This window comes from Actinomadura sp. ATCC 39365, assembly GCF_054392275.1.
The window spans coordinates 1,976,049-1,988,058 of the sequence record NZ_CP184335.1 but is presented as its reverse complement, the minus strand read 5'-3'; the positions used below and the strand labels follow the sequence as shown (position 1 = coordinate 1,988,058).

Sequence of the window (12,010 nt, the reverse complement as noted above, 5' to 3'; positions counted from 1 at the left end):
GGTCACTCTTTACCGTGACCGGCATGGCCACTTCCATCAAGAGGATCGTCGCCGCGAGCCTGATCGGCACCACCATCGAGTGGTACGACTTCTTCCTGTACGGCTCGGCAGCCGCTCTCGTGTTCAACAAACTCTTCTTCCCCGAGTCCGATCCGCTGACCGGCACGCTGCTGTCGTTCCTCACCTACGCCGTCGGATTCGTCGCCCGCCCGCTCGGCGGCCTGGTCTTCGGCCACTTCGGCGACCGGGTGGGCCGCAAGACCCTGCTGGTGGTCAGCCTGCTGATGATGGGCGCCGCCACGTTCCTGATCGGCTGCCTGCCGACGTACGCCACGCTCGGCTCGTCGGCGGCGCTGCTGCTGACCGCGCTGCGGCTCGTGCAGGGCTTCGCGCTCGGCGGCGAGTGGGGCGGCGCGGTGCTGATCGTGTCCGAGCACGGCGACACGAAGCGCCGCGGGTTCTGGGCCTCCTGGCCGCAGGCGGGCGCGCCCGGCGGGAACCTGCTGGCCACGGGCGTGCTGGCGGTGCTGGCCGCCTGGCAGTCCGACGAGGCGTTCCTGTCGTGGGGCTGGCGGATCCCGTTCCTGCTGTCGGGGGTGCTGGTGATGGTCGGGCTGTGGATCCGGCTGACGATCACCGAGTCGCCGGTGTTCCAGCAGGCCGAGCCGGAGCCGACCGCGCCGATCGTGGGCGTGCTGCGGCACCACTGGAAGGACGTGCTCACCGCCATCGGCGCCCGTCTGGCCGAGAACATCTCGTTCTACCTGCTGACGGTGTTCGTCATCACGTACGCGAAGAACGCCAAGATCGACAACTCGACGGTGCTGACCGCGGTGCTGGTGGCCTCGGCGATCCACTTCGTCACGATCCCGATGTGGGGCGCGTTGTCGGACCGGGTCGGCCGCCGTCCGATCTACCTGGCCGGGGCCGCCGGGATCGGCGTGTGGATCTTCGCCTTCTTCCCGCTGGTGGACACGGGCAACTTCCTGGCGATCACCCTCGCGGTCACCGTCGGCCTGCTCTTCCACGGCATGATGTACGGCCCGCAGGCGGCCTTCTTCTCCGAGCTGTTCGGCACCAGGACGCGCTACACCGGCGTGTCGATCGGCGCCCAGCTCTCGGCGATCGTGGCCGGCGCGCTGGCCCCGCTGATCGCGGTGGCGCTGCTCAAGAGCTACTCCAGCAGCGTGCCCATCTCGGTCTACCTTGGCCTGGCGGCGGTGCTCACGCTGGTCGCCGTCTACACCGCCCGCGAGACCCAGGGACGCGACCTGGCCGAGAGGATCCACGCGCGATGAAGGTCACCACCCCCGCCTCACGCAGCACGTCCTGACCGTCGAGGGCAGGACGTCCGGCGAGCCCGTGCTGTTCGTGCACGGCAACGTCTCCTCCGGCGCCTTCTGGCGCGACAGCATGGCCGCGCTGCCCGCCGGCTACCGCCCGCTCGCCCCCGACCTGCGTGGCTTCGGCGACACCGACCCCGAACCGGTGGACGCCACCAGGGGCCTGCGCGACTTCTCCGACGACCTGGCCGAGCTGGTCGAGGCGCTCGGGCTCGACGGCGTGCACCTGGTCGGCTGGAGCCTCGGCGGCGGCGTCGTCCTGCAGCTCCTGCGCGACCGTCCGGCGCTGGTCAGAAGCGTCACGCTGGTCAACCCGATCTCCCCGTACGGCTTCGGCGGCACCGAGGGCCCGGACGGCACGCTCACCCACCCCGACGGCGCGGGATCGGGCGCCGGGGCGGCGAACCCGGACTTCGTGGCCCGACTGAAGGCGGGCGACATGTCCGATGAATCCCCCACGTCCCCCCGCAACGTGCTCCGCACCGGCTACGTCAAGCACCCGCAGATCCCCGACGAGGACTTCTACCTGCGCTCCATGCTCACCACCCGCGTGGGCGAGCCCAACTACCCGGGCGACGCCGCCGGCTCCCCCGCCTGGCCCGGCGTGGCCCCCGGCAAGCACGGCGTGCTCAACGCGTGCGCCCCCACCCACTTCCGCCTGGACGACCTGCACGAGATCGGTCCCAGGCCGCCCGTGCTGTGGATCAGGGGCGCCGACGACGTCATCGTCTCCGACACCTCGCTGTTCGACCTGGCCCACCTGGGCGCGATCGGCGTCGTGCCCGGCTCCCCCGGCACCCCGGCCCAGCCGATGGTGACGCAGACCAGGGCGGTCCTCGACCGCTACGGCCGCTACCGCGAGGTCGTGCTGGACGACTGCGGCCACAGCCCCCACCTGGAGCGGCCCGCCGAGTTCGGCCGCCTGCTGGCCGAGCACCTGGAGGAGGTCTGATGCTCGTCGCCCTGACCCTGGTCGCGAGCCTGCTCACCGCGCCCGCCGCGGACGGGCTGACCGTGCTCGGCGCGGAGAAGCTGATCAGCGCCACCCTCGACGACCTGACCACGGCCGGCACCACCCTGAGCGGCCACACCGACCCGGCCGACTGGGCCGGCCTGCACTCCAAGGCCACCGTCAACCCGACCGGCGTGCCCGGCACCCAGCTCGACGGCTACTTCCCCGACACCTCCACCGGCAACGCCACGCACGGCTGGAACCACGACTCCCAGTTCGTGATCAGGCTCCCCGACCGGTGGAACGGCGGCCTGGTCGTCAGCGGCACCCCGGGCAACCGGGAGCAGTACGCCAACGACTACACGATCTCCGACTGGGTGCTGTCCAAGGGTTACGCGTTCGCCGCCACCGACAAGGGCAACGTGGGCCTGACCTTCCACGAGGACGGCCGCCGCCCCGGCGACGCCATCGCCGAGTGGAACGACCGCGTCACCCAGCTCGCCGTGGCCGCCAAGGCCGTGGTCAGGCAGCGGTACGGCCGCCCGCCGGCCCGTACGTTCATGGCCGGCCTGTCCAACGGCGGCTATCTGGTCAGGTGGCAGCTGGAGAACCGCGCCTGGCTCTACGACGGCGGCGTGGACTGGGAGGGGACACTCTTCCGGGTCAAGGGCGACAACCTGCTGAACTTCCTGCCGCCCGCGCTGAAGGCGTACCCGGACGAGGCGGGCGTGCGGGCGGCCGGGTTCGCTCCGGGGTCGGAGTTCCTGTGGCCCTTCCACCGGCAGTACTACTGGGAGCTCACCCAGCAGCTCTACCAGAAGGAGCTGGACCCGTCCTACACGGGCGCGGCGGCCGACTACGACTACGACGCGCGCCGGCCGTACGCCGCGATGGCCAGGATCGGGCTGACCGGCCGGATCGCCAAGCCGCTGATCACGATCCACGGGACGCTCGACTCGCTGCTGCCGATCTCCCGCGACTCCGACGTCTACGCCGGGATGGTCGGCCCGCACCGCCCGTTCCGCTACCACCGGATCGAGGGCGGCAACCACCTCGACAGCCTCGTCGACGTCTATCCCGACCGGCTCAGGCCCATGCTCCCGGCCTTCAGGGACGCCTTCCAGGAGCCGGAGGGCTGGGTCACTCCTTGAGGTAGCGATGCCTGCCCGCGCGCGCCCAGCGCACGATGTGCCGCGCCCCGGGCAGGCGCCTGCCGAGGCGGTGGAGCGCGGTGTCCCGGCCCATGGGCGAGCGCCGCTGGGGGTCCACCGCGACGGCCGGGCGCGTCTCGACCCGGCCCCGGCCCACCTGGAGGCCGAACCGCAGCCCGATCTCCTCGTCGGACGAGCGCAGCGACGACAGCCAGGCGCCCGGCCCGAGGTGCTCCTCGCTCGGCATGTGCCGCTTGACCGGGATCTTGGCGACGAGCTGGCCGGCGAGCTTGCCCGGCACCCCGGCCTCGACCAGCGCGGGCGCGCACACCTCGCGTTCCCGGCGGCCGGTGCTGCGCAGCACCAGCTCCAGAGGCGGCCCGCCGCTCGGCGGCACGTACGGGACCGGCAGCACGACGTACACGTGGCCGTCGAGCTGGCGGACGGTCACCCCCGGCGACACCAGCGCGATCGACTCCGAGAACGAGCGCGGCTCGACGGCCAGGCCCAGCTCCCCCTTGTCCGACCAGCACGGCACCACCAGCCGCATCCTGGGCCGCTGGGCCAGCACGCCCAGGCAGTTGAGCGGCCCCTCGGCCCGGCCGACCCGGCTCCTGGCCTGGTTGGCGCCGCTGAACATGCGGACGTGCACCTCCCACTGCCCGGGGCTGAGCGGCCGGCCCATCGCCGCGCTGGTCACGTCCAGGTGGGCCTCGCCCCTGATCTGCACGCGGACCCGGCGGCGGCCGTCGGGGGAACGCTCGACGTGCTGGGTCGCCGGCAGGAAGTGCACCACGCCGGTCGCGCTGTGCCGGACGTAGACGTCGATGCGGGCCCGCTCGACGTCGGCCGTGATGTCGGTGACGTCGTCGGACAGCAGCTTGGTGTCGACCGAGCGCGGCGGGATCCAGTGCAGGCGCTCGCCGTCCACGCGGTACCGGTCGGGCAGGCCGTCGCCGGCCATGACCTCCACGGTCAGGCCGAGCACCAGGATGTGGGCGTCCCAGCGCATCTCGGTGAGCTCGGCGCGCAGGCCCGCGCGCCGGGTGGAGTTGGCGAACATGACGATCTGGTCCAGGCGTCCGCACCGGACGAACGCGGCCACCGCCCGTAGCTGGACCGGCAGGTAGCGGTCGATCCGCTCGGGGAAACGCTCGCCGACGAGCTCCTGGACGACCCGGAAGTGCATGCCCCGGTCCACGGAGGAGTCGGCGAACCTGGCGGTCAGCAGCGGCCTGAGCACGGCGGAGCGGAACCAGTAGGCGTACATGCGGTCGTGCTGGCGGCCGGCGCCGACGTAGGTGTCGATGTCGGTGAGCAGCGTGCTCAGCCCGGCCACGATCACCCGGGGGTCCTCCTCGGGCGCCTCGGGCCGCGGTCCGAGCTGGCAGCAGACCTCCTCCGCCAGGACGGCGATCACCTTGGCGTGCAGGTAGGCCCGCATCACGAACGCCTGCTCGGCCAGCCTGCCGCCGGGCATCGCGAAGCCCAGCTCGTGCTCCTCCAGGAAGGCCCGGCGGTAGAGCTGCTGCGGGACGAGCAGCGTCATCAGGCGCTCGCGCAGGATGTCGGCGCGGGCGGTGCTGCGCTCGAACGCCACCATCGGCGGCCCGTAGTCGCGGGCCAGCCGCCCGATCAGCACGTCGGCGTCGGTCTCGATCGCGCGCTCGTGCATGCGGGCCAGCGCGTCGCGCGCCAGCCGGTCGGTCTGGTCGAGGAAGTAGACGTAGTCGCCCTCCGCCGCGGCCACGCCCATGTTGCGGCCGCGAGAGGGCGACCCGGTGTGCGGCAGGTGCAGCACGCGGACGTTCTCGCGGAGATCGGCGATGGTGTCCAGCCGTTCCCCGATGCCGTCCGTGGAGCCGTCGTCCACGAAGATCACTTCGTATTCGGCGGCGGGCAGCGTCTGCTCCAGCGCGGAGCGGATGCACGCGTCCGCGGTGTCACCCGGGTTGTGGACATTGACGATCACACTGACCTTCGCACCCATGCGGCCAGCGTGCGCCGCTCATACACGATCGGGTGAGACGGCTTGCCGATTACAGAAGAAGAGTTGACCTGTTAGTACCATCCTGTGGACTGTGAGTGCCCCCACGCGCCACAGGGCGTGCCGTAGCGGCCCTTGATGTAGCCGAGGCCCCACGCGATCTGGGTGGTGGCATTGGTCTGCCAGTCGCCGCCCGCGCTGGCCATCTTGCTGCCGGGCAGGGCCTGCGGGATGCCGTACGCGCCGGAGTAGCGGTTCATGGCCCGCTCGTTCCAGCCGCTCTCCTTCTGCCAGAGCAGCTCCAGGCAGCCCCACTGGTCGGCGCCCCAGCCCTTGGCGGCGAGCATCGACCTGGCGACGGCCTTGTTGCTGCCCGGCGAGGGGTCGCTGCCCGGCGGGAAGTTCGCGGGCGGGAAGCCGCTGCCGCCCGGCGCCTTCTTCGGCACGACCCAGTTGAGCTTCTTGGTGGTGCCGCCGCGGCCCTTCTTGAGCTGGTCGGCCCGGTACGCCTGCTCGGCGGCGTTCTTCAGCGCGTCGGTCTCGGGGTCGGGAGCGAACAGGTTGCCGCCGGCGAGCGCGCCGAGCTGCTCGGCCGTGAACGGGTCGACCGGCGGCTTACCGGCGTTGTCGATGGCGCGGTAGGCGACGTAACCGCCACCGCCCACGACCACCACCAGGGACACGACGGCGACGGCGACGCGCTTGGGGGTGAAACGCGAAGGCCGGCGACGCGCCGAACGAAGGTCATCCTTCGGGGGCGCTCACTCAACTGCGGACCGGGGCTCACGATCCATGAGCTTGCCCTGTCATGGGGGGTGGTCCGCAACCGGAACGCGGGATTCGGTTGACGTTCTCTTGGCCAACCAGCAGGTAACAACCTTTTTCACGAAAAATTGTGAGTTTCGTCACAGGCTGAGAGGTGCCTCCCTTCGAGCGCCCGCACCGAAGGGAGGCCGCTTTCAGGGTTCCGCCCCATCTTCAGGATCTGATCCGCACCCGGTCACAGTTTGATGACACAACCCGGGTATAGGGGACATGGAATAATAATGTGCGCGTGGCCGGCATCCTCCTTGTAGAAGACGATCCCTCCGTCCGCACAGCCTTGGAGCTGGCGTTGACGCGGCAGGGACATTCCGTCACGTCCTATGCGACGGGCGAGGAGGCTCTGGACCACATCCGCGCCCGCCGCCCCGAGATCGCGATACTCGACGTCATGCTGCCCGGCATCGACGGCGTCGAGGTCTGCCGCCGCATCCGCAAGCTCGACCAGCTCCCCGTCATCCTGCTCACCGCCCGCGGCGACGACCTGGACGTGGTGGTCGGCCTGGAGGCGGGCGCCGACGACTACGTGGTCAAGCCGGTCGAGCCGCGGGTGCTCGACGCCCGCATCAGGGCCATCCTGCGCAGGGCCGAGTCCGCGACCTCCGACCGCATCACCTTCGGCGACCTCGTGATCGACCGTGGGGCGCTCAAGGTCACGCTGGCCAGCAAGGAGATCCACCTGACGCCGACCGAGCTGCGGCTGCTGCTGGAGCTGGTCCGGCATCCCGGCCAGGTGCTCAACCGCCGCTACCTGCTGCGGGTCGTCTGGGACCACACGCACGTCGCCGACTCGCGGCTGGTGGACGCCTGCGTCCAGCGCGTCCGCGCCAAGATCGAGCCGAGGCCGGCCGAGCCCGTCTTCATCCACACCGTGCGCGGGTTCGGCTACCGGTTCAGCCCTCCGTGATCCCGCTGCCCACCGGGCTGCGGGCGCGCCTGGTCATCACCTTCACCCTCGTCGCGGTCACCGCGTCGACGCTGGTCGCCACCATCGGCTTCGAGCTGGCCAAGACCGCGCTCGTGACCAGGGCCGAGACCACCTCCCTGGACCTGGTGACCCGGGAGCTCGGCCGGATCACCTTCCCCGTCGGCAAGCTCAGGCCGGGCGAGGCGGCGCCGTCCATGAAGGAGCTGGACCAGGTCGTCCGTACGCTGTCCAGCCCCGGCCGCAGCGTCCTGGTCGAGTACGGCAACCTGCTGTCCGCCGACGGCCCGATGACCATGAAGGACGTCCCCAACGAGCTGTACGGCCGGGCCAAGCAGAACGTCGTCACCCAGCGCAAGGTGATCGGCAACGAGCTGTGGCTCATCGTCGGCGCCGAGGTCCACCGGTTCGAGCCCGGCGTCGCCCCCGAGGCCACCGGGCTGCGCGCGTTCGTGTTCTTCCCGCTGCACGACGAGGAGGGCCAGCTCACGACGCTGCGCAACACGCTCACCCAGGGCGGCGCGGTGATCGTGCTGATCGCGCTGGTGGTGGCGCTGCTGTCGGCCCGGCAGGTGCTGCTGCCCGTACGGCGGCTCAGCGCGGCGGCGCAGGCGCTCGGCCAGGGCCGGCTGGACACCCGCCTGCCGGTGCACGGCCAGGACGAGCTGGCCGAGCTGACCGCCAGGTTCAACGACGCGGCGGCGGCGCTGGAGCTGAGCGTGTCGGAGCTGCGCTCGCTGGAGGCCATGTCCCGCAGGTTCGTGGCCGACGTCTCGCACGAGCTGCGCACGCCGCTCACCGCCATGACCGCCGTGGCCGACATGCTCTCGGAGGAGGCCGGCCGGCTGCCCGACGCGCCCGCGGAGGCTGTCCGGCTGGTGCTGCGCGAGATCGGGCGCCTGCGCGAGCTGGTCGAGCACCTGATCGAGGTCAGCAGGTTCGACGCCGGCACCGCGACGCTCAACATGGAGCCCGTGAACGTCGCCGACGCCATCCTGGACTGCCTGGAGGTGCGCGGCTGGAGCGACGAGGTGGACGTGACCGCCTCCCAGGGCCTGACCGTCAATCTCGACCCGAGGAGGTTCGACGTCATCGTGGCCAACCTGGTCGGCAACGCGCTCAAGCACGGCCTGCCCCCGGTGGAGGTCACCGCGCGCGGCACCGAGAACGGCCTGGAGGTGAAGGTGCGTGACCACGGCAAGGGCATCCCCGCCGAGGCGCTGCCGCACGTCTTCGACCGGTTCTTCAAGGCGGGCGCGGGCCGGGCCCGCAGCCAGGGCAGCGGCCTCGGCCTGGCCATCGCCCGCGCCAACGTGCACCTGCACGGCGGCACGATCTCCGTACGCGCCCAGCAGCCGGGCACCCTGTTCACGGTCTGGCTGCCGCACCAATGAAGGCAGCGATGACCGCACCGATGATCGTGCGCCGGGTCCTCGTCGCCGCCGCGGCCCTGCTGGCCATGGCGGCCTGCGGCATCTCGCCGACCGACGTCCAGACCAAGGGCGCCGCGCCGACCATCAAGCTCCCGCCGCCCTCGAAGACCATCTACCTGATCAGGAACAAGCAGCTCACGCTCGAACCCGCCGACGTCGAGAGCGGCACCGTGGGCAGCCTGCTCGGCGCCCTCTTCGCCGCCTCCGACCAGCCGCTCGGCGACCGCACCACCGAGCTGCACGGCCTGGAGTACGTCGGCATGAAGGACTCGCTCGACCCCGTGCAGCGCGACGAGATGCAGCTCCCGCGCACCTCCACGCTGACCGTGTACTTCAAGGGCGACCGGCCGCTGAGCCGGCTCGGCAAGGCCCAGATCGTCTGCACCGCGCAGCAGGACTTCGCGTTCGAGCAGGTGAAGATCGTCCGGGAGAACGACGGCCGCCCCGCCAAGGCGGAGGGGCGGCCGTACACCTGCCGCGAGCTCAGGTGAGCCCGCCGCGGCTCACATCGTGATGTCCTCCAGCATCTCCGTCACCAGGGCGGCGATCGGCGAACGCTCGGACCTGGTGAGCGTGACGTGCGCGAAGAGCGGGTGGCCCTTCAGCTTCTCCACCACCGCCACCACGCCGTCGTGCCGGCCGACCCGCAGGTTGTCGCGCTGGGCGACGTCGTGCGTGAGCACCACCCGGGAGTTGGCCCCGATCCGGCTCAGCACCGTGAGCAGCACCCCGCGCTCCAGCGACTGGGCCTCGTCCACGATCACGAACGCGTCGTGCAGCGACCGCCCGCGGATGTGCGTCAGCGGGAGCACCTCCAGCATGCCCCGGTCGAGCACCTCCTCGATCACCTCGGGCGAGGTGATCGCGCCGAGCGTGTCGTAGACCGCCTGCGCCCACGGGCCCATCTTCTCGCCCTCGGTGCCCGGCAGGTAGCCGAGCTCCTGGCCGCCGACGGCGTACAGGGGGCGGAAGACGACCACCTTGCGGTGCTGGCGGCGCTCCAGGACCGCCTCCAGGCCCGCGCAGAGCGCCAGCGCCGACTTGCCGGTGCCGGCCCGGCCGCCCAGCGAGACGATGCCGATCTCCGGGTCCATCAGCAGGTCCAGGGCGATGCGCTGCTCGGCCGAGCGGCCGTGCAGGCCGAAGACCTCGCGGTCGCCGCGGACCAGGCGGACGGACTTGTCCGGCGCGACCCTGGCGAGCGCCGATCCCTTGGCCGACAGCAGCCGCAGGCCGGTGTGCGCGGGCAGTTCCCTGCCCTCCTCCAGGTCCGCCGTGCCCTTGTCGAAGAGCGTCTCGACGTCCTCGGCCGTCACCTGCAGCTCGGCCATCCCGGTCCAGCCGGACTCGACCACCAGCTCGGCGCGGTACTCCTCGGCCGCCAGGCCGATCGAGGCCGCCTTGACCCGCATGGGCAGGTCTTTGGAGACCAGCACGACGTCGCAGCCCTCGGCCGCGAGCGAGCGCGCGACGGTCAGGATGCGCGTGTCGTTGTCGCCCGGGCGGAACCCGACGGGCAGGATGGACGGATCGCTGTGGTTGAGCTCAACCCTGATCGTTCCATCCCCTGTCGGCATCGGCTCGTCGAGCCTGCCGTGCTGAACCCGCAGGTCGTCGAGGTAGCGCAGGGCTTTCCTCGCGAAGTAGCCGAGCTCGGGATGGTGCCGCTTACCTTCCAGCTCCGTGATGACCACGATGGGAAGGACGACGTCATGCTCGGCGAAGCGCGTCAATGCCGCCGGGTCGGCCAGCAGGACCGAGGTGTCGAGCACGTACGTGCGCTTGGCCGGCTGGTGAGTAGGGTTGCTCGAGGACACTGCCACACGTTCTCCCCCGGGCGCCCATAGGTGCGGGCACCCTGCAGACGAGGTGGGAACCGGACCGGACCCGCGTCCCCGACCGCAACCTGCCGGCGGAGCCGGACTCCGGCCCCCCTCAGCAGATTTCGGTGCAAAGGCGGGCCCTCTCCGGGATGCCCGGCCTGTGGCCGGACACTTCCAACGTTACGTCCTGGATACCCGAATGTCGCATCAAGAACCGTAACGCCGGTGTCTCGCAGCGTAATCGCGCAGCGCCCGCAGGAAATCGACCCTGCGGAAGTCCGGCCAGTAAGCCTCGTGGAAGTAGAACTCGGAGTGAGCGCTCTGCCACAACATGAATCCGGACAGACGCTGCTCGCCCGACGTACGGATGAGGAGGTCCGGGTCGGGTTGGCCGCGAGTGTAGAGATGCTCCGCGATGTGTTCGACATCGAGGACCTCCACGAGGTCCTCGATGCTGGCGCCCTTACTCGCATGCTCCTGGAGGAGTGAGCGCACCGCATCGGCAATCTCACGTCTTCCTCCATACCCAACTGCAACGTTCACAATCAGGCCCGGACGGTGTGATGACGCTTCTTTTGCGTTTTTCAGGACATTGGCCGTCCGGTCGGGGAGGAGGTCGAGTGCGCCCACCGGGCTGATCCGCCAGCCCTCGTCCACGAGCTCCTGGACCACGTCCTCGATGATGCGCAGCAGCGGCTCAAGCTCCTCGCGCGGCCGGTTGAGGTTGTCGTTGGACAACATCCAGACGGTGACGACCTCGACGCCCGTCTCCCGGCACCAGCCGAGCAGCTCCGATATCTTGTCCGCGCCCTTGCGGTGGCCGGTGGCCACGTCGCGCATGCCCATGGCACGCGCCCAGCGGCGGTTGCCGTCGATGATGACCCCGACATGCCGGGGAACGCTGTCCTTGGACAGCTTGGTCTCCAGCCGGTGTTCGTACAGCCGGTAGACCAGGTCGCGCAGGCCCACGGAGTGCCTCCCCAGCGGTGCTGTGCCTTTGGTCGAATGACCCAACAGGCAATTATCACCGCGTTTCGCCCGTGCCTGCTCCCCCAATGGGATTCCTGGCGAGATCTCTTCCGCCGAGGCACCCCTCGGCCTCATGGACCAGTTCGCGGACGAACTCGGACAACTCCGCGGAGGTCAGGACGGCCCTCATGCCCACGCCGGTGGCTCCCCACGCCTCGACGTAGGCCCTGCGGGTCAGCCGCCACTGACCCGGCGCGGGCTGCCAGATGGGGATGGTGCGCAGCTGGCAGCGCAGCTCGCCGCCGCCCACCAGCCCCGAGCGGGTGCGGTAGCGGAAGGAGAACAGCTCGCTCTCCGGCTCCTCGTCGGGGAAGCGGTCGTCGGGGTCGTTCCACCGTCTGGCCGCCCCCCTTCCCTGCCGCGCCTCGTCGACCCCGCGCGCCAGGCGCGCGAGCAGCCAGCCGCACCGCTCCCCCACGCTGCCGTACGGCGTGCCGTCGCGATGAAGCTCAAGGGTGATCTCGTACGGCGTGCCGACGGTGTCCGTGCACGCTACAGGCGTGACGGTCAGGTACGATCCATCGACACAGCGTAGTCCCCCCACG

Annotated in this window: 11 protein-coding genes; 6 read left to right on the top strand and 5 right to left on the bottom strand. The window is 70.8% G+C overall.

Annotated features, from left to right (window positions below):
* Positions 1-23 precede the first annotated feature (23 nt).
* The 3 genes from ACNF49_RS10115 (at position 24) to ACNF49_RS10105 (ending at position 3,446) form a co-directional block, all read left to right on the top strand.
* Positions 24-1,298: an MFS transporter gene (locus ACNF49_RS10115; RefSeq protein ID WP_357974599.1), complete on the top strand. Its 1,275-nt coding sequence runs from the start codon at positions 24-26 to the stop codon at positions 1,296-1,298.
* A gap of 64 nt (positions 1,299-1,362) precedes the next feature.
* Positions 1,363-2,295, top strand: a complete 933-nt coding sequence (locus ACNF49_RS10110) for an alpha/beta fold hydrolase (protein WP_482943517.1) — start codon at positions 1,363-1,365, stop codon at positions 2,293-2,295.
* Positions 2,295-3,446 (top strand): alpha/beta hydrolase family protein, encoded by a 1,152-nt coding sequence (locus ACNF49_RS10105; RefSeq protein ID WP_482943516.1) that lies wholly within the window; start codon positions 2,295-2,297, stop codon positions 3,444-3,446. The genes ACNF49_RS10110 and ACNF49_RS10105 overlap by 1 nt, the downstream gene beginning before the upstream one ends.
* On the opposite strand, the gene ACNF49_RS10100 is transcribed toward ACNF49_RS10105, so the two are convergent.
* Complete coding sequence (locus ACNF49_RS10100; RefSeq protein ID WP_482943515.1) at positions 3,436-5,436, bottom strand: glycosyltransferase family 2 protein; 2,001 nt, start codon at positions 5,434-5,436, stop codon at positions 3,436-3,438. The two genes, ACNF49_RS10105 and ACNF49_RS10100, sit on opposite strands and share 11 nt — an antisense overlap.
* Before the next feature lie 71 nt (positions 5,437-5,507).
* The gene (locus ACNF49_RS10095) at positions 5,508-6,116 is read right to left on the bottom strand and encodes an aggregation-promoting factor C-terminal-like domain-containing protein (protein WP_482943514.1); all 609 of its coding nucleotides are present in this window, start codon (positions 6,114-6,116) and stop codon (positions 5,508-5,510) included.
* Positions 6,117-6,487: 371 nt separating this feature from the next.
* On the opposite strand from ACNF49_RS10095, the gene ACNF49_RS10090 reads away from it, so the two are divergent.
* From ACNF49_RS10090 to ACNF49_RS10080, 3 genes are read left to right on the top strand one after another with little or no spacing between them, the layout of a single operon-like run.
* On the top strand, positions 6,488-7,162 hold the full coding sequence (locus ACNF49_RS10090) for a response regulator (RefSeq protein ID WP_125636689.1): 675 nt from the start codon (positions 6,488-6,490) through the stop codon (positions 7,160-7,162).
* On the top strand, positions 7,159-8,574 hold the full coding sequence (locus ACNF49_RS10085) for an ATP-binding protein (protein ID WP_482943513.1): 1,416 nt from the start codon (positions 7,159-7,161) through the stop codon (positions 8,572-8,574). Before ACNF49_RS10090 ends, ACNF49_RS10085 begins: the two co-directional genes overlap by 4 nt.
* Before the next feature lie 8 nt (positions 8,575-8,582).
* On the top strand, positions 8,583-9,104 hold the full coding sequence (locus ACNF49_RS10080; protein ID WP_482943512.1) for a hypothetical protein: 522 nt from the start codon (positions 8,583-8,585) through the stop codon (positions 9,102-9,104).
* A gap of 12 nt (positions 9,105-9,116) precedes the next feature.
* Here ACNF49_RS10080 and phoH2 read toward each other — a convergent pair whose 3' ends face one another.
* The 3 genes from phoH2 to ACNF49_RS10065 form a co-directional block, all read right to left on the bottom strand.
* On the bottom strand, positions 9,117-10,436 hold the full coding sequence (gene phoH2 / locus ACNF49_RS10075) for an RNA 5'-3' helicase PhoH2 (RefSeq protein WP_482943511.1): 1,320 nt from the start codon (positions 10,434-10,436) through the stop codon (positions 9,117-9,119).
* A gap of 207 nt (positions 10,437-10,643) precedes the next feature.
* Entirely contained in the window at positions 10,644-11,405 is a 762-nt protein-coding gene (locus ACNF49_RS10070) for an isoprenyl transferase (RefSeq protein ID WP_357974621.1), read from the bottom strand.
* Between the two features lie 55 nt (positions 11,406-11,460).
* Entirely contained in the window at positions 11,461-12,009 is a 549-nt protein-coding gene (locus ACNF49_RS10065) for a hypothetical protein (protein ID WP_352323267.1), read from the bottom strand.
* Between the last annotated feature and the right edge of the window lies 1 nt (position 12,010).